The sequence below is a fragment of the Mycoavidus sp. SF9855 genome, from assembly GCF_024582735.1.
Lineage (GTDB): Bacteria > Pseudomonadota > Gammaproteobacteria > Burkholderiales > Burkholderiaceae > Mycoavidus.
The window spans coordinates 302,834-320,333 of the sequence record NZ_CP102085.1 but is presented as its reverse complement, the minus strand read 5'-3'; the positions used below and the strand labels follow the sequence as shown (position 1 = coordinate 320,333).

The 17,500-nt window shown below is 50.2% G+C and carries 21 protein-coding genes and 2 pseudogenes; 1 reads left to right on the top strand and 22 read right to left on the bottom strand.

The genetic code is table 11. The features are described from left to right. Positions 1 to 24: 24 nt before the first annotated feature. From tatB to NQD60_RS01350, 16 genes and pseudogenes are all read right to left on the bottom strand, one after another. Positions 25 to 477 carry a Sec-independent protein translocase protein TatB gene (gene tatB / locus NQD60_RS01425; protein WP_257100762.1) on the bottom strand — a complete coding sequence of 151 codons (453 nt, stop codon included), beginning with the start codon at positions 475 to 477 and terminating at the stop codon, positions 25 to 27. Positions 478 to 503: 26 nt separating this feature from the next. Beyond that, complete coding sequence (gene tatA, locus NQD60_RS01420) at positions 504 to 746, bottom strand: Sec-independent protein translocase subunit TatA (protein ID WP_257100761.1); 243 nt, start codon at positions 744 to 746, stop codon at positions 504 to 506. Positions 747 to 792: 46 nt separating this feature from the next. Then, positions 793 to 1,155: a histidine triad nucleotide-binding protein gene (locus tag NQD60_RS01415; protein ID WP_257100760.1), complete on the bottom strand. Its 363-nt coding sequence runs from the start codon at positions 1,153 to 1,155 to the stop codon at positions 793 to 795. Positions 1,156 to 1,205: 50 nt separating this feature from the next. Further along, complete coding sequence (locus NQD60_RS01410; RefSeq protein WP_257100759.1) at positions 1,206 to 1,580, bottom strand: hypothetical protein; 375 nt, start codon at positions 1,578 to 1,580, stop codon at positions 1,206 to 1,208. 86 nt (positions 1,581 to 1,666) lie between these two features. After that, complete coding sequence (locus tag NQD60_RS01405; RefSeq protein WP_257100758.1) at positions 1,667 to 2,044, bottom strand: phosphoribosyl-ATP diphosphatase; 378 nt, start codon at positions 2,042 to 2,044, stop codon at positions 1,667 to 1,669. 91 nt (positions 2,045 to 2,135) lie between these two features. Continuing rightward, entirely contained in the window at positions 2,136 to 2,876 is a 741-nt protein-coding gene (gene hisA, locus NQD60_RS01400) for a 1-(5-phosphoribosyl)-5-[(5-phosphoribosylamino)methylideneamino]imidazole-4-carboxamide isomerase (protein WP_257100757.1), read from the bottom strand. 21 nt (positions 2,877 to 2,897) lie between these two features. Next, positions 2,898 to 3,002 (bottom strand): annotated as a pseudogene (hisH, locus tag NQD60_RS01395) (imidazole glycerol phosphate synthase subunit HisH); the annotation flags it as partial. A gap of 126 nt (positions 3,003 to 3,128) precedes the next feature. After that, positions 3,129 to 4,424 carry a UDP-N-acetylglucosamine 1-carboxyvinyltransferase gene (murA, locus tag NQD60_RS01390; RefSeq protein ID WP_257100756.1) on the bottom strand — a complete coding sequence of 432 codons (1,296 nt, stop codon included), beginning with the start codon at positions 4,422 to 4,424 and terminating at the stop codon, positions 3,129 to 3,131. 18 nt (positions 4,425 to 4,442) lie between these two features. Then, the gene (locus NQD60_RS01385) at positions 4,443 to 5,198 is read right to left on the bottom strand and encodes an ABC transporter permease (protein ID WP_257100755.1); all 756 of its coding nucleotides are present in this window, start codon (positions 5,196 to 5,198) and stop codon (positions 4,443 to 4,445) included. A gap of 12 nt (positions 5,199 to 5,210) precedes the next feature. Continuing rightward, on the bottom strand, positions 5,211 to 6,131 hold the full coding sequence (locus NQD60_RS01380) for an ABC transporter ATP-binding protein (protein ID WP_257100754.1): 921 nt from the start codon (positions 6,129 to 6,131) through the stop codon (positions 5,211 to 5,213). Positions 6,132 to 6,303: 172 nt separating this feature from the next. Next, positions 6,304 to 6,576: a lipid asymmetry maintenance protein MlaB gene (locus tag NQD60_RS01375; RefSeq protein WP_257100753.1), complete on the bottom strand. Its 273-nt coding sequence runs from the start codon at positions 6,574 to 6,576 to the stop codon at positions 6,304 to 6,306. Then, positions 6,576 to 7,205 carry a phospholipid-binding protein MlaC gene (locus tag NQD60_RS01370; protein ID WP_257100752.1) on the bottom strand — a complete coding sequence of 210 codons (630 nt, stop codon included), beginning with the start codon at positions 7,203 to 7,205 and terminating at the stop codon, positions 6,576 to 6,578. Before NQD60_RS01370 ends, NQD60_RS01375 begins: the two co-directional genes overlap by 1 nt. Positions 7,206 to 7,274: 69 nt before the next feature. Further along, entirely contained in the window at positions 7,275 to 8,219 is a 945-nt protein-coding gene (locus tag NQD60_RS01365; protein WP_257100751.1) for a VacJ family lipoprotein, read from the bottom strand. Further along, a complete protein-coding gene (gene mlaD, locus NQD60_RS01360) occupies positions 8,220 to 8,738 on the bottom strand; it encodes an outer membrane lipid asymmetry maintenance protein MlaD (protein ID WP_257101226.1) in 519 nt (172 codons plus the stop codon). Between the two features lie 13 nt (positions 8,739 to 8,751). Beyond that, entirely contained in the window at positions 8,752 to 9,522 is a 771-nt protein-coding gene (gene mlaE, locus NQD60_RS01355; protein WP_223693393.1) for a lipid asymmetry maintenance ABC transporter permease subunit MlaE, read from the bottom strand. Then, on the bottom strand, positions 9,519 to 10,340 hold the full coding sequence (locus tag NQD60_RS01350; RefSeq protein ID WP_257101225.1) for an ABC transporter ATP-binding protein: 822 nt from the start codon (positions 10,338 to 10,340) through the stop codon (positions 9,519 to 9,521). Before NQD60_RS01350 ends, mlaE begins: the two co-directional genes overlap by 4 nt. 313 nt (positions 10,341 to 10,653) lie before the next feature. Between NQD60_RS01350 and NQD60_RS01345 the strand changes: the two genes are divergently transcribed. Then, positions 10,654 to 11,385 (top strand): OmpW family protein, encoded by a 732-nt coding sequence (locus tag NQD60_RS01345; protein WP_257100750.1) that lies wholly within the window; start codon positions 10,654 to 10,656, stop codon positions 11,383 to 11,385. Positions 11,386 to 11,497: 112 nt separating this feature from the next. Here NQD60_RS01345 and NQD60_RS01340 read toward each other — a convergent pair. From NQD60_RS01340 to NQD60_RS01315, 6 genes and pseudogenes are all read right to left on the bottom strand, one after another. Continuing rightward, positions 11,498 to 12,625 (bottom strand): annotated as a pseudogene (locus NQD60_RS01340) (deoxyguanosinetriphosphate triphosphohydrolase); the annotation flags it as partial. A 124-nt stretch (positions 12,626 to 12,749) separates the two neighbouring features. Next, positions 12,750 to 13,859, bottom strand: coding sequence for a 3-dehydroquinate synthase (gene aroB, locus NQD60_RS01335; RefSeq protein WP_257100749.1), 1,110 nt, complete (start codon positions 13,857 to 13,859; stop codon positions 12,750 to 12,752). Positions 13,860 to 13,968: 109 nt separating this feature from the next. Then, complete coding sequence (locus NQD60_RS01330) at positions 13,969 to 14,502, bottom strand: shikimate kinase (protein ID WP_257100748.1); 534 nt, start codon at positions 14,500 to 14,502, stop codon at positions 13,969 to 13,971. Between the two features lie 13 nt (positions 14,503 to 14,515). Beyond that, a complete protein-coding gene (locus NQD60_RS01325) occupies positions 14,516 to 15,874 on the bottom strand; it encodes a type IV pilus secretin PilQ (protein ID WP_257100747.1) in 1,359 nt (452 codons plus the stop codon). Continuing rightward, positions 15,874 to 16,413 (bottom strand): hypothetical protein, encoded by a 540-nt coding sequence (locus NQD60_RS01320; RefSeq protein ID WP_257100746.1) that lies wholly within the window; start codon positions 16,411 to 16,413, stop codon positions 15,874 to 15,876. Before NQD60_RS01320 ends, NQD60_RS01325 begins: the two co-directional genes overlap by 1 nt. Beyond that, positions 16,410 to 17,453, bottom strand: coding sequence for a hypothetical protein (locus tag NQD60_RS01315; RefSeq protein WP_257100745.1), 1,044 nt, complete (start codon positions 17,451 to 17,453; stop codon positions 16,410 to 16,412). Before NQD60_RS01315 ends, NQD60_RS01320 begins: the two co-directional genes overlap by 4 nt. Between the last annotated feature and the right edge of the window lie 47 nt (positions 17,454 to 17,500).

The following is a 17,500-nucleotide window of genomic DNA, read 5'->3' as shown; positions in this document are numbered from 1 at the left end:
AGGTCAATAAATAGGGGGAAATATTTAGAAAAACCGGCGCAAGCTTGCCGGTTTGTAACGCACCATACGCGCCGCCGCCGACTGCACATGCACCCGCTTACGGGCTGTACGCTTGTACCAGACTGGCAGCACCGACTGTTTAATGCGCCAATTGCTACGTTTAGGCAAAGTTGCTGGCCGCCGAATCGATGGTAAAGTACTGTCTACCGTAGCACTTTTTTCGGGGGATAGATTCACCGCATCATAGAAAGACGGCTCTCCCTGCTGCGCCGCTTGCTCAAACTGAGCGTGCATTTTCCGCAACTCTTCGACTTCAATCTCTCGGCTTACCTCAGCTTTGACCTCACTTATATAGCGTTGCGCCCGCCCAAGCAAGGTTCCAGCCGTGCGTGCAACACGCGGCAGACGTTGCGGGCCAAGTACAATCAGTGCAACCACACCAATCACTACAAGCTTTGCCAAACCGAGATCGAACATATGAAAAACGAAGCCGGTTTATTAGATTAATATATATCGCGCTCTAGGGGTTTATTTTTTGCCTCAAGCTGAGTTGTATCAAGGCCCGATACTATTTGCTGTTTGCGCTCAGGCGAAGCGTCTCCACCCTCACGCATACCATCTTTGAAGCCTTTAATTGCACTACCCAGATCACTGCCAATGTTGCGCAGCTTTTTAGTGCCAAATACAAGCGCAACAATCAAAAGGACAATCAACCAATGCAAAGGACTGCCTAAACCTGTAAACATAATCATTTTCCTTTTACGTCACACATGCTACGCGCAATGTGCGCATTCACCCCATACGCGACCATGGTCCAGGCCCACCAAGAATATGCGCATGCAAGTGATACACTTCTTGACCGCCACCCGGACCGGTATTAATCACCGTACGAAAACCTGTGTTACCTCCAGTATAGTCAACTCCAAGCTGCGCTGCGAGCCGCGGCAATAACGTCATCATTCTACCAAGCAGCGGTGCCTCTTGCAGGCCACAATTAGAGAGCGTCTCAATATGCTGACGCGGAATCACCAGCACATGCACAGGAGCGGCCGGCCGGATATCGTGAAAGGCGTAGAACTCATCATCCTCATACACTCTTTTACTCGGTATTTTGCCGGCTGCAATCTTGCAAAAAAGACAATCGTCGTGGTTCATAATATTCGCTTAACACTATGGATGATGAAAGAACCCTATCTTATTGCATTTTATATTGGCTTACGATCATTTAAATGGAGCCAACCCCGAATAATCCGGTACGCTACCCAAAGTACAGTCCCCCACAATATCAGTTTGCCAAGAAATATGCCCTGAAATAACAAACTCAGCGCCCCCAATCCCAAAGACCACCAAAAAGTGCAAATTTGCCAACTAAAATGGCTAGCATAGAGGGTTCCGCTTGCATCCCTGCGCTTCACATAATTAATAATCACAGCAACCACTGCGCTCACGCCGCTTAACAAGGATAGCGCATACAGTCCATACAGAACGTGCGTCAAGGTCCGTAAACGGCGTTCTTGCTCGACCGAGAGCACATCACTGGCCGCCAATATTGGCCTACTTCCAAATTGATCGTTACTCATGGTTCAGTTTCCCTAAGTTCTCAAATTTGTGGTGCGAAAGTTTATCATTAACGGGTTAGCGTTTAAGCGTTACTTAATATAGAAATCTATGCGTCATTCTCAGCACGCGCAAGCGCTTTACGCAATGCTTTTTGGTCAAGCCCAGAGATCCCTTCACGACGCTCTAATTCGGCTAGCACCGCCGCTGGACTCAACTCAAAATGCGCTAGCATCACCAAACAATGAAACCATAAATCAGCCACTTCGCCAATCAACTTTGAAGGCGCATCTCCGTGTCGTACATCTTTTGCCGCCATCACAACTTCAGTGGCCTCTTCACCAATTTTTTTCAAAATCGCATCATCACCTTGATGAAAAAGACGAGCAATGTAGGATTGCTCCGGGGGACTTGTTTTGCGAGTATCGACGAGAACAGCTAAGCGCTGCAAGATATCATTAGAGGTTAGAGCATCGCTTTTAGGCATTTGAGATTTTCTCCGGGGGTTTAAGACCACACGACCAGCGTTTACATCAAGACAAGGAATAATGCGCTTGGGTAAAGCCATCACAAGAGTATCAACCTCTTATCTCATCCGCCCGACTTTGCGCTGCGGCGAAAGCTAGCTCGCCCGTATAGATTGCACGGCCGCAAATTACGCCGTCAATGCCTTGATCTGCAACCGCACACAGTGCCTCAATATCGACTAAGCTCGCTAACCCACCGCTAGCAATCACTGGAATTTTGACCTTCTGCGCGATCTGCACCGTGGCGTCGAGATTAATTCCTTGTAACATGCCGTCCCAGCCAATATCTTTATAAATCAAAGCTTCGCAGCCATATTCTTCAAATTTGCGCGCTAGATCGGTCGCTTCATGACCACTGAGTTTACTCCAACCATCGGTAGTCACTTTGCCTGCTTTTGCGTCAAGGCCAGCAATGATATGCCCATTAAATGCGCTACATGCCTCACGTAAAAAGCCAGGATTTTTGACCGCCGCTGTGCCAATAATGACATACGATAGCCCACTGTCCAAATAACGTTCGATGGTGCCAAGATCACGGATTCCACCGCCCAGTTGAATCGGGACCTCTTCACCGACTTCATCAATAATCGCCCGAATCGCCGCTTCATTCTTTGGTTTGCCCGCGGCAGCGCCATTCAAATCAACCAAATGTAAACGGCGCGCACCTTGATTGACCCAATGGCGGGCCATCTCTGCCGGCGCTGTGGAAAATGCCGTGGTTTGTTGCATATCGCCTTGCTTTAGACGCACGCACTGACCGTCTTTTAGGTCGATGGCTGGGATCAACAACATAGCAGTCTTCAATAGATAGGGTTATGGGTTCCAATGGATAAAATTGTAGTACAGCTGTAGCTCTACAGCTGTACTTTTTTCTGGGTGAAATTGCGTAGCAAAAATGTTATCGTGTGCGAACGCAGAGCGCACAACTGTAATGCCCGCCGTCGCTAAGAAAGGGGGCTGTTGCATCGAAGATGCAGCTTTTAGATAAGGCCAGCATAAGCGGTGCCGAGATCAGCTGAGGTTGCTGCGTCATTAATCGAGTGTTTATGACACTGCATGCACCGCCGGCGCCGTTTCCGTTTCCAGCACACGGCTTACCCGTGCACCAAGAGCAGATAACTTCTGTTCCATCTGGTCATAGCCACGATCAAGGTGATAGATACGCTCAATGAGCGTTTCGCCCTCGGCCACCAGCCCGGCAATTGCAAGGCTTGCAGAGGCCCGCAGATCAGTCGCCATGACCGTTGCGCCAGACAGATGCTCAACCCCGGTAACAAATGCAGTATTACCATCCGCCACGACATTAGCCCCTAGCCGATTAAGCTCTTGCACATGCATGAAGCGATTTTCAAAAATTGTTTCGACGATCTGAGCGACACCGACAGCAATGCAATTAAGCGCCATAAACTGTGCCTGCATATCCGTCGGAAAGGCAGGATATTCAGAAGTACGAAAACTGACTGCCGACGGGCGCTGGTTCATCGTGGCGCGAATCCAATTAGACCCTGACTCGATCCGCACACCTGCCTCGCACAATTTATTCAGCACCGCATCCAACAACATGGGTTCGATATTGCGCAGCATAATATCGCCGCCTGCTGCGGCGACGGCACAGAGGAAAGTACCCGCTTCAATCCGATCAGGAATCACCTGGTGACGCGCACCATGCAGCCGGTCTACCCCTTGAATCGTCAGCTGATCGGTGCCAATGCCATCGATTTTTGCACCCATCGCAACCAAGAGATGGGCTAAATCAGCCACTTCCGGCTCACGCGCCGCGTTCTCCAGCACCGTTTCGCCTTCGGCCAGGGTCGCTGCCATAAGCAGGTTTTCTGTACCGGTCACCGTGATCATATCAAAGGTAATGCGACTGCCTTTGAGCCGCGTGCCTTGCTTGATGCGCGCATTAATATAGCCATGCTCAAGTTCGATCTGCGCCCCCATCAACTGTAGGCCTTTGATATGCTGATCAACCGGCCGCGCACCAATCGTGCAGCCGCCCGGCAACGATACCCGCGCCTCGCCCAAACGCGCCACCAGCGGCCCCAATACCAAAATTGAAGCGCGCATGGTCTTCACTAGCTCATAAGGCGCCAACGGCTGATCCACGCAACTACCATCAAGAGTCATGGCTTGGCCAGACACCTTGGCCCGTACCCCCATTTGCGTAAGCAGGGCAAGCATGGTGCGTACATCCTGCAAATTCGGCACATTGCCTAAATCAAGTTGTCCGGCACCCAATAAGCTTGCACACAAAATCGGCAAAGCCGCATTTTTAGCGCCCGAAACGTTAACTTCACCTACCAAGCGTTGTCCGCCTTGAATCAGCAATTTATCCATTATTTTTCGCCTATCGTCTTAATGGCGCAGCTTATAACCGCTCACCAACATACGCATCGCCAAGCCGGCAAGCGCAATAAAAAAGCCCAAAGTAATTGCCAGACTCTTAAGTGGTGCGATATCCGACACCCCAAAAAAACCATACCGAAAACCATCAATCATATAAAAGAATGGATTCAGCCTAGATACGTGCTTCCAGAAATCCGGCAATGCCTCGGTCGAATAGAATACCCCTGCCAGAAAAGTCAATGGAATAATTAAAAAGCTCTGAAACGCGGCCAATTGATCAAATTTTTCTGAGTAAATACCCGCCACCAACCCCATTGTGCCAAGAGTAGCCGCCCCCAGCACCGCAAACGCGAAGATATAAAGCGGTGAAGCAAAACTCATCGGCACAAACCAAGCCGTTGCCAACCATACCCCGAGCCCCACGCACATGCCACGCACAGTAGAAGCAAGCACATAAGCACTAAATATTTCCCGCGCGCCTAGCGGCGATAGCAACATAAACACAAGGTTACCGCTCACTCTCGATTGAATCAGCGACGATGAGCTATTGGCAAAAGCATTTTGTAGCACGCTCATCATCACCAAACCGGGAATCAAAAAGCTCTTATAGCCCACCCCTGGGTATACCTGCACATGATTTTGCAACGCTTGACCAAAAATCACCAAATACAGAAAAGCCGTAATAAGCGGCGCGGTAAGCGTTTGCAAGCTGACCTTCCAAAAACGCAAAACTTCTTTACAAAATAAAGTATAAAAACCAATCATCACGCGTTCCTCTCAAATTTTCTCAGTCGCTGATGAACCATTCATCACTTGGATAAACACATCTTCAAGGTCCGCTTTACGGATGCTAATTTCCTCAATCTCACACTCTGCCGCACGGCACTGAGCAAGAATCGACTCGACTTCAGCATAAGAGCTAAGTCGTAGCGCATATTGATTAATGTCTATCTGTTGTCCGGTTGCCAACGCCTGCAGATTTGCAGGCAAGACACCTTTGGTCAAGCGCAGCAACAGCTGAGCGCTAGAAAAGCGTTGCAGCATTGCCTGCTTACTATCTAGCGCCACCACCTCGCCCCTTCTAAGCATCGCGATGCGATCACACAATTGCTCCGCTTCTTCAAGGTAATGCGTGGTTAATACAATCGTATGCCCTTCACGATTTAAGCGCGCAATAAATTTCCACAGCCCTTGGCGCAACTCAACATCCACGCCTGCAGTGGGTTCATCTAACACGATCACCGGCGGCCGATGCACCAATGCCTGCGCCACCAGTAAGCGACGCTTCATACCACCGGACAACGCGCGCGTATTGACCTCAGCCTTCTCAGTTAAATCAAGGTGAGTCATGACTTCATCGATCCAATCGTCATTACGTTTAAGCCCGTAATAGCCAGATTGGATACGCAGCGTTTCACGCACCGTAAAAAAAGGATCGAACACTAATTCTTGCGGTACCACGCCTAATACCTGGCGCGCCGCACGAAAGTCAGTCACGACATTGTGTCCGAGCACCAGCGCGTCGCCTTCATCGGCGCGGGCAAGGCCGGCGAGGATGCTAATTAGAGTAGTTTTACCCGCCCCATTAGGGCCCAGTAAACCGAAAAACTCACCCTCCTCAATCGACAAATTAATGCCTTTGAGCGCTTGGAGGGCTTTGTAACGCTTTTTAATGTTACGGATTTCTATGGCTGGCATGGGAATGTGAGCAATTTCTGGAGTGGAATAAGTTGCTTTTGAAGGTTGCGAAACACCTGATTATAGGCGAAATCTACGCTAGCGCGCCGTGATGGCATTCAGCTCAACGAAGAAAAACTTGAGCAATGTCTCATTTAATTCAGCACGCTGACTGAAGCGCGGCACACTACTTTTATAATTTCAATAACTCATCAACCCCATAAGCCCGCGCCAAGCTCTTAAGCTTGGCCGGCAAATTAAGCACCTCAAGCGTCTTTCCCCCTGCTTGAGCTGCTCGGAACCAAGCAAGCAAAACCGCCAGCGCAGACGAATCAAACCGCGCCACTGACGTGCAGTCGATGCGCATCGCTTCTGCTGAGTTTGTTGTGATATAGGCTAAACCCGCTTCAAGTTCAGCCATGGCGCTTACATGTGTAAGCGCTGTTCCGGTTGAAAACGCTGCCATTAATGCGGCCCACTCGCGAGTTTCTGGTTGCGCTGCTTTAAAAATTCAAGCAAACCGCTCACTCCGCGTTGCGAAATAAGCTCACTAAATTGCTGCTGGTAGGTTTGCACCAACCAAGCACCGCCTACGTTGAGATCGTAGACTTTCCATACATTCCCTTTTTTCTCTAAGCGATAATCAAGACCGATGATCTGCCCCTGGTTAACAACCTTGGTGCGCACCACTACATCAGTTGCATCCGGCGCCATACGGAAAGGTAAGTACTCAATCTTCTGATCACGAATCTGCGATACAGCGCCCGAATAGGTATAAAACAATAAATCTTTAAATTGTTTGACTAATTCTGCTTGTTGCTGTGGCGTAGCTGCTCGCCAATGGCGTCCCATCACTAGACGAGTAGTACGCCCAATATCGGCATGCGGCAAAATTTTTTGATCAACCAACTGAGAAATTTTACCAATATCCCCCTGCTTAATGCCAGAGTCTTTTTTAATGCTATCGAGCACTTCAGTCGTGATGGCCTTAACCAGGCCATCAGGAGTACTGGTGTTAGCTGTACTGGCCTCGGCAGTGTGCGCCAGGGCCGTGTTACAAAACAAGCATAGTGCCGCATATACTGGCAGGAGCATTAATCTTAAAGTACTTTTCTTCATATGACTCACCCTTAAAAAAGACCTATCGTCAAAATTTATAGACTATCAAAAACGCAAATTTGGAAAATTCCTCAGAGGCGGCATGACTTGCTGGGCTGGAACTCGCCTATCAGTTGGCGTTGTTTTCTCGTCTAGCGTATTGGTCACCGCCCCTTGCGGCGCTAGTTCATCTTTTACCGCCTCTAGCTGAGGAGCAAGCGGAGCAGATGCAGCCCGCTCTTCTGGGTCTTCATATAGCGGTATATCCCCCTCATCATCTTCATACTCCGGTGGCGGCGGATTGCCATCATAAATTAAATATTGACGGCGCTGCAGGTAAGCATTGCGCACAAAAGAATATTTATCGAGCGCAGCATCTTCAAGTAAATCATTCGCCTGCAATAAGGCAGCGCGCGCATTGACCACGCGCAAACCGTATGACTGATTGCGCAGGGAAACTGGATCAATATAGCTCATAGGATCCACCTCACGGCCAACCAGCAACCCTGCAGTATCCCGTAGCGTGCTTGGACCCAATATCGGTAACACCAGATAAGGACCGGTTGATATGCCGTAATAGCCCAGCGTAAGCCCCAAATCGGCTTGGTGTTTTGGCAGCCCGGCGGCGCTTGCCACGTCGAATAAGCCACCAACGCCAAACAAGGTATTGATTGAGATCCGCATCAAATCTTCAGTGCCGGCGGTGAGTTTACCTTGCAGCAGATTATTCACCATCACAGATACATCGCCCAGGTTCGAGAAGAAGTTCGATACACTTACGCGCACCGCCTTAGGTAGAGTCCGGTTATATGCTTTTGCCACCGGCTTAAGCGCAAAACGATCGACGGTATCGTTAAACTCGAAAATGGTACGATTCATACCTTCAAGTGGGTCAGATTTTGAAGGCGCACGCACGCTAGTACACGCTGCAAGCCCTAATGCTAGTGCGCATATCGCCATCCGGCTAAGCTGCCAGCCGAGATCTGTAGCGGCTTTGGAGAGTTGTTTCATTTATTGACCTTCGGGCATTGCCCCGGACTCACTCGGCACAGCCGGCGCCGGCTTGTTTGCGCCAGCGTCTGCGGCTTTACCGTAAATAAATTGACTGATCAGTTTTTCGAGCACTACAGCAGATTGCGTCATCGTAATCGTATCACCCGCTTGCAGCATCTGCTCGTCGCCACCTGGCTCAAGCCCAATGTATTGCTCGCCAAGTAACCCAGCTGTCAAAATTTGCGCTGAACTGTCCTTTGGAAATTGGTATTGCCGTTGAAGATCAAGCGTAACCACTGCTTGATAGGTCACGCTATCAAAATCAATCCGCGCAACCCGGCCAACGTTCACCCCGGCACTTTTCACCGCTGCACGTAGCTTAAGGCCGCCAATATTATCGAATTTCAATTCAATTGGGTACGTAGATTGGAATGATAGCGAGCTCATATTACCTGCTTTGAGCGCTAAAAAGAGCAGCGCCAAAGCGCCCAGCACAACAAACAAGCCAACCCAGTAATCAAGCGTATTTTTTTTCATCATTTTGATCCGTTTAATTGCTAAACATCAATGCTGTCAACAAGAAATCAAGCCCCAGCACGGCCAAAGAAGCGAAGACAACAGTGCGTGTGGTCGCCCGCGCTACGCCTTCGGGCGTAGGCTTAGCTTCATAGCCTTGATATAAAGCGATAAAGGTCACTGCCAAACCAAACACAAAACTTTTCACCACACCATTGCCGATATCGCGCCAGACATCGACGCCGCTTTGCATCTGTGACCAAAATGCCCCGCTATCGACACCAATCATTAAGACCCCAACGCCATAACCGCCAAGAATGCCAACCGCGCTAAAAATAGCAGCCAAAATCGGCATTGCAATCACCCCGGCCCAAAAGCGCGGCGCAACCACAAACGATAGTGGATCAACCGCCATCATTTGCATTGCCGTCAATTGCTCACCCGCTTTCATTAGGCCAATTTCAGCCGTCAATGCAGTCCCCGCGCGCCCAGCAAATAGCAGTGCGGTGACGACCGGCCCCAACTCGCGCACGAGCGACAATGCGACAAGCAGGCCCAGCGCCTCTGCCGAGCCATAGCGGCTTAAAGTGTAATAGCCTTGCAAACCCAGCACAAATCCTACAAAAAGACCTGAGATGGCGATAATGACAAGCGAATAATTCCCCACAAAATGAATCTGCTGCATCACCAAGCGTGGCCGCTGTAATAAGCGCCAACCCTCACTCAGCAACCGTAGCCACATCCGCGTACCATAGCCCGCGCGACTTAGGCCATTGAGCACTGCGCGACCGAGCACGCTAATCATGAGCGTGCTCCTGCAGCCACCGCCAGACCAAAATCAGCGGCCAGCGGCGCGCCCGGATAGTGAAAGCCAAACGGCCCCTCTGCCGCACCATCAAGAAACTGGCGCACCGTCGGATCAGTTGAGGCACGCAACTGATCTGGGCTGCCTTCAGCATGGAGAGCACCATCTACAATGAAATAGACATAATCGGCAATGGCAAATGATTCCGGTACATCATGAGTCACTAGAATGGAGGTGGCGCCAAGCGCCTGATTTAAAGTGCGAATCAAATTTGCAGTAATGCCAAGCGAAATCGGGTCAAGACCAGCAAACGGCTCATCATACATAATTAATGTAGGATCGAGTGCGATTGCGCGGGCCAATGCAACACGCCGCGCCATGCCGCCGGAAATCTCAGCGGGCATCAAGTCGCGGGCGCCGCGCAAACCCACTGCATTTAACTTCATCAGCACTAAATCTTGCAGCACAGTTTCTGACAATTGAGTATGCTCACGCAAAGCGAACGCGACATTATCAAATACCGATATATCCGTAAACAGCGCACCAAATTGAAATAACATGCCCATTTTGCGGCGCAATGCATAGATCCCGGCCGTATCAAGCTTGCCAATATCTGCGCCCTCGAACAGCACTTGCCCGCGCCGAGCTCGCTCCAAGCCACCAATTAAGCGCAAAATTGTTGTTTTACCGCAACCAGAGCCGCCCATAACGGCCACCACCTGGCCGCGCTTAAAACATATATTTAAGTTTTTAAGCACAAGCCGCTCGCCATAGCCGAAATCTATGCCGCGCAGTTCAAGCAAGTTGTCAGAGTGGATATGAGGCACTGTATCACCCGAATTTTGAGTTCAGATTAGGGAACTGTAGATTATAAAGGAAGCCACTTTATCTTTTCTTTTCGTTTGTGTGTGCTTTATTTCGTTAGGAGTAACGATAGCATGGTTGAGAGGATGATCAAATTTGAGGAGGACATGCGTGCAACAAACCTAGCCAGAAAATACGCCCCCTCACCTGTAATATCATGGGATAGTTCATATTTTTCCGCTAGAGCTGTTGAAAATTGGTTACACTTTTGCCACTGCCCACAAAGCAGAATGCAGGTATCAAAGAATCATTTACCAAGGAGGAAAAATGAAACTGACCCGTATTTTTGCAACATGTGCCGTCTTATTGGTGGGCGCGGCCACCACTCATGCCCAAACCGCTGGTAATTTTATACTTGGTACTGGCTGGCTCCATTTGGACACTAGAGATAGCAGCCACCCCATGCGGACGACGTCCCCGGCAGCGCTCGCTAAAGTCTACGGGAATACAGGCGCCTCAGTTAATAACGCAAACACGTTTGGCTTATCGGGTCATTATTTCTTTACAGATAACATTGCAGGTGAATTCATAGTAGGCATTCCGCCGCGTTTCGATTTGAAAGGTGAAGGTGAATATGCAAGCTACGGTAAACTCGGTTCAGCACAGCAATGGAGCCCTGCGTTATTGCTCAAGTATTATTTTTTCAATGCACAGGCAAAATTCCGTCCCTATACAGGCCTTGGAATTAGCCGAGTCTGGTTCACTGATGCAAAACTGACTAACACCAATTTCGAGCAAAAAAGATTATACAAACTCCCTGGCACGGCAACTGACGTCTCGGCCGATAGCCAATGGACACCTATATTTAATGCCGGTTTCTCATATCAGTTAACAAAGCGCTGGTTCGCGGGTCTCTCAGTCTCGTACTTACCTTTGCGCACAACCGCCAAGATAAATACGACTGCCAATACGCCTATGGGACCAATAAGAATGACAAATGAGGCAGAAATTAAAGTGAATCCAATTATTACCTATCTTAACGTTGGTTATCGCTTTTAACCTTTGCCAGACTTAATTTAACTTATCTGTGCCACCACGCTATTAAGCCTGGTGGCATTTTTCTATATGCAGCCAAAGCACAATTAAATGAATATGTTTTGCGCAGCCTTTTTTAACCCTCATCCATTACAAAAAGACGACGATATTCTTTAAGTGCGTAACGATCTGTCATACCAGCAATATAGTGGGCGATAAGCCGTGGTTGCAACTCAGGATCATGACTTTGATACGGCGGAGGCAACAATCGATGATCACTTTTGAATGCATCAAAAAGCCCAGTAACCACGCGCTGCGCTTTGTTTGTCATCCGCATGACCTGATAATGGCGATACAGATTTTTAAATAAAAACTGCTTGAGTTTTAGCGCTTGTACGGCAATGGATGCGCTATGTCCAACCAGCGCCGGCGCGCGCCGCACTTCATCAGGCGAGAGTAGCGCATGGGCCTGTAATTTGATCGTGGTGGCCGTGATCAAATCAACGATCAGGGTGTTAATGATGCGCCGGATCGTTTCATGCACCAAACGACGCCCACTTAAAGCCGGCCAAGTAGATAACACCTCACGGTGATGCATGCGCCACAGTTCAAGTTCATCCAGTTGCTCAACCGTCAGCAAACCGGAACGCACGCCATCGTCAATATCGTGATTGTTATACGCTATTGCATCCGCAAAATTTGCAATTTGCGCCTCTAGCGTGGGCTGCTCTGCGCGTAAAAAACGCTCGCCGACGTCCCCCAAGCGTTGTGCATTTTCGCGAGAGCAATGCTTAAGAATACCTTCGCGTGTTTCAAACGTAAGATTGAGGCCATTAAAGCCCCCATAGCATTCCTCTAATTCATCCACGACCACCAGGCTTTGCAAATTGTGCTCGAAGCCGCCATATGCGCGCATACATTCGTTAAGCGCGTCTTGTCCGGCATGGCCGAATGGCGTATGACCCAAATCATGCGCGAGCGAGATCGCCTCAATCAAATCTTCATTCACCCGCAAATTACGTGCGATAGAGCGCCCAATTTGGGCAACCTCCAGGCTATGCGTTAATCGCGTGCGAAAGAGATCGCCCTCATGATTCACAAAAACCTGTGTTTTATATTCAAGCCGCCGAAATGCAGCAGAATGAATAATGCGGTCGCGATCTCGCTGAAATGCGGTGCGTGCTTCAGGCGCAGGCTCTGCATAACGGCGACCACGCGAAGCAGATGAGCGTGCGGCATAGGGTGCAAGGTGCGCTTCAAGCGCCACCAAATCAATCGGGGTGATTAGATAGCGGGATGTCTTGTCAACAGAATTCATTGCGCTCCACATTCATCAAAAAGACCATTGCATAGGAGCCCAGCAGATACCAGACCCATCATGATTCGGACTACGTGTTAGGTTTTTCAGCAGCAGTATCAGGCTGGGTCGAGGCCGTTAACACCGCCCGCAGAGTATGATCCGTGACACGCATTACAAACGCCTCTCCCAAGCGCTTTAATAAGATACAGTTAATGTGCTCAGCCTCAGTTTTTTTATCAACGCGCATTAAATCTAGATAACGATCAGAGCCTAATGTAGGGGCCTGCGTCGGTAAGTGCGCTGCCGCAATAAGCCGCTTAAGGCGTGTACGTGTTGCGCTATCAATCAATCCAAGCTGTTGCGACAAAGTAGCCGCCATCACCATTCCACACCCCACTGCCTCACCATGCAGCCATCTGCCATAGCCCAAGCCAGCCTCAATCGCATGACCAAAAGTATGGCCAAAATTAAGCAGCGCACGCCTTCCTTGCTCGCGCTCATCAGCCGCGACCACCTGCGCCTTAATCTCGCAGGAACGACGCACCGCTTCAATTGTTGCTGCCTCATCACCACGGTTGAGTGCATCAATATGTGTTTCAATCCAGTCAAAAAATGCGGCATCGGCAATCGCACCCGCTTTAATGATCTCCGCAAGTCCTGCTGCAAGCTCACGCGCGGGCAACGTACGCAGCACTGCCGTATCGGCAATCACCGCCTGCGGCTGATGAAAAGCGCCGAGCATATTTTTGCCCAGCGGGTGATTAATGCCTGTTTTGCCTCCTACTGATGAATCAACTTGCGCCAGTAAGGTGGTGGGTACTTGGATAAAGGGTACGCCACGCATATAGCAAGCCGCGGCAAAACCGGTGATATCGCCCACTACGCCCCCCCCCAGTGCAATCAGTGTGGTTTTACGATCAGCATGCTCCGCTAACAGTTTGGTAAAAATAAGATTGAGGGTTTCCCAGTGCTTATGTGCTTCGCCATCTGGTAGCACGATCTGGATCAAGCGCTTACCAAGCGGCGCAAGAGTTGACCTAAGCCGTGCTGCATAGAGCGGCTCAATGGTCGCATTTGTGATGAGCGCAACGGTAGAGCCCATTAGGTGCGGGGCAAAAAGCTCGGTGCGATCAAGCAGATGGTTACCAATGTGAATCGGATAAGCGTGCGCAGCAAGATCAACGTTAACTGTCAGCATGGTTAAAGATCGCCAGGATTTTTATTGGCGGTCCTCGGATCTGTAACAGCCGTGCGTTGTAGAATCAAATGAAGCAAAGTATGCATAGAAATCCTAGAATGGACTGTAATTAAAGCAATTCGAGTTGTGCTAGCACAGTATCAACCAATTGACTTGCAGCCGGCCGGCCGGTCTCAATGACAATGTGCGCACATTCACGATACAGGGGGTCGCGAATTGCATATAAATTGTCGAGTTGCGTGCGTGGATCATCGGTCTGCAATAATGGCCGATTTCTACTGCGACGCGTGCGTAACCATAAATCATGCGGGTGCGCATGTAAATAAATGACTGTGCCGCGGCTTTTTAAGCACTGACGATTTTCGGCATTTAAGATTGCGCCGCCGCCCGTTGCTAGCACAATCCCGGTATGTTGTGTAAGCTCATTGATCATTTTTGCTTCACGCTGCCTAAATCCTATTTCACCTTCATGCTCAAAAATAACCGGGATACAGGCGCCTGTCCGTACTTCAAGCTCATGATCGGAATCGAAAAAAGGTTTGTGCAGCTGTCTGGCCACGGCTCGCCCAATCGTGGTCTTGCCTGCGCCCATCAGGCCGATAAAAAAAAGGTTAAAGTGAAATTTGGAGTCTTGCAAAATCATCTCTCATCTTGGCTTAGATTCCGTCATGGTACGGCAAAGGTAACTGCGTCACTACGTTCGGTGTAATAAAAACCAGCAATTCACTCTTACGCTGATTATGAGTGCTATGGCGAAACAAGGTGCCTAATAGCGGAATCTCGCCAAGCCAGGGAACCCGCGCAACATCGGTGCGTTCATCCTGAATAAAAATACCACCCATGGCTACCGTACCGCCGTTTTCAACTTGGACCTGTGTGCGCACATGTTTCGTATTTACTGCAGGACCCGATTGTGTCTGCGTCCCAATACTGTCTTTAGAGACATCGACATCAAGTACAACATAACCATCCGGCGTAATATGGGGCGTTACCTCAAGCTTGAGGCTAGCCCGGCGAAACTGCACAGCCGAGACGCCATTGCCTACTTTCGCCTGGTAAGGCAACTCCGTACCCTGCTCAATCAGGGCTTGCACTCGATCCGCTGTCACCACGCGGGGGCTGGACAATATTTTCCCATATCCATCCGCTTCCAGCGCGCTTAACTCTAGAGCGAGCAGCCGGTTAGCGCCAGCACTAAAAAGGGTGAGTCCTGCACTCATTGCATCAAACCCTGAAAGGGGGCCTGCCGGCAAATCATAAATTGCACCATTGTTAGCGGCCAGTAATCCTCTCGGCACATTTTCACCCGCAGTCGCACCTAAGCGCGCTAGCCGCGCCCCTAACTCGCGGGAGAATCCTTCTTCTGCTTCGACAATCCGCACCTCAATGGCAACTTGCCGTAATGGCCGATCAATGGCTTTTAACAGTACCTGAATGTGCTCGATATGCTTAGCTAGGTCGGTCACTAAAAGCTGGTTGGTCCGGGCATCCGCTATGGCGGTTCCGCGTTTTGATAAAACGCGCTGGATACCGGCTCCGTGCAGCAGTTTGCCAACCTCGCTTGCGCGTTGGTAATGTAACTCAAAGAGATGGCTGATTAATGGCTCAAGCTCAGTCGCACGCGCATGAGCTTCAAGACGCTGCCGCTCTCGGCCAGCCAACTCTTCTACGGTAGCGACCCAAATAATATTGTCACGATTTTGCACCACTAAGCCATGCACATCCATTAGCATATCAAATGCACGACGCCACGGCACCCGGTCAAGCCGCATTGATACGGTACCTCGCACCTGCTCACTCGCAATGATATTCAAACCCGTGAAGTCCGCAAAGGCTTTTAATACGGCTGATAATTCAGCCTGATGAAACTCAATCGTAAGCGGTGCACTAGCATCACCTTTATCTTCATCGAGATTGGCTTGTGCTTGACAGGGGATTAAGCCAATGCCTGCTGCCACCACCCATAGCCATATAAGAGGCATCGCCTGGCGTAGCGTATGCGGCATAAAGGCCATCAGCTGGCCTCTCGTAGCGAAAGTGTCCGTATCAAACCTGACCCTTGCGATAAGAATAGCGAAGAGGTATCAATTCTTGTCACCACCTCACCATTTAATTTTTCACCTGTGCGCAGTAGAACAGAACCCGCAGGCGAATGCACCAGCGCCGCCCGCGTACGCCCACGTTCAAGTATGCCAATGAGCCGTAATGTTAAATTGGCCGATGGCGGTGGTATTTGCGTTAAGGTAGACGGATTGAGTTGGCGATGGATAGAAGATGAAGCTTGAGATGCAACGCCACGGTGCTCCTGGATCAACGGGTGTAATGGGTCATATGCAACCGCCGGTGCTGGCCTAGATTGCATCACGCCAATGAAAATTAAAGAGACTAACGCTGCTGACAACATGCTGTACCTACGGTACTGACGCAAACAACGCGCCCGTACATATCGATACGGCAGCAGATTAAAACCGCCTACCGCAAAATCCTCGCTCGCTATGCGGCGCCGCAATAAACGAGAACCTTCTAGCCAGTTTATGCGACTGGATAATTTCATAACATCCAGCGCAATGCAAGACCAAATACCACCGCAAAGGGTGCGGTAGCTCCCAATTCAGGCCTGGCCCATTGCGCACTGCCGGTGCCTCTATGGCTCCGCACCCCAGTGCTGCCATGAATGCCGCGGCGATTGCCATAATGCCGATTGCAACAGGCTAGCGGATCGAATTCAATCACTGGGCAGCCTAACACAACGCTCAATTCATCGATTGTCCTGCCGGCCATCAGCAACGTCTCAACCTCCCCTGCAATTAAGACATATACAGGCTGGATCATTTTGATCAAGTCGTGTAATGCTGTCATAAAAGCCGGGGTAGCTAAATCAGCAGGTGAAAATTTGAGTTCACGTTCAATCGCCCCCCCGCATAGCAACCACATGCGCCCACTATCCGTACCTAGCCAAATGGCTCCGTAGAACATGTCTGCCCGACCGGTCTGCATACCGGCAAAACGACAGGCGCGTAAGGCAGCAGCATCTGCCCCGTCGATTGCATGCAACATCATCCCTGCTTGAGCCGCGGCTTCAAGCCGCACTTCCACATAGCGACGCGGAGTGGCCACAATGGTGAGCTGATCTGGCGCACCGGCGGGGTCTGCGCGGAACCAATCCACTGATAATGCAGCCGCCTCAATACCAGCTAAATGCTCTGCCTGAGCCAACACTGCTGACTCAAGCGCGTCAAGTGCTGTATCGGATTGTGTCGTCATCACGCTCTGCGGCGCGAGCATGGCAATCGATAGCTGCTGTAACAATGCCGCCGTAGCAGGCAACGCCATAGCAACGCGGGCAGCAGATAAGGCTCGCTTACATCGACAGGCAAGCAGCGCTTCAGTTAATGCTGCTGCGATGGCAGCAGGATCCATAAAATCCGCCCCCGCCACCATCCCGGCAGGCAGCGCACAAACGCCAATATGTTCAATGCGGATTTTTGCGGCAGCCAGCAACCGACGGCTTAGCACCATGACCCGCAATTGCTTGGGACCCGCTTCGATCCCTAGTGCAAAACGGCGCGCAACGCTAGCCATAGAAATTCGCATCAAGTGTCCTTGAGTTTTAAAATAAAAATTTGCTCTTCATTTATTGA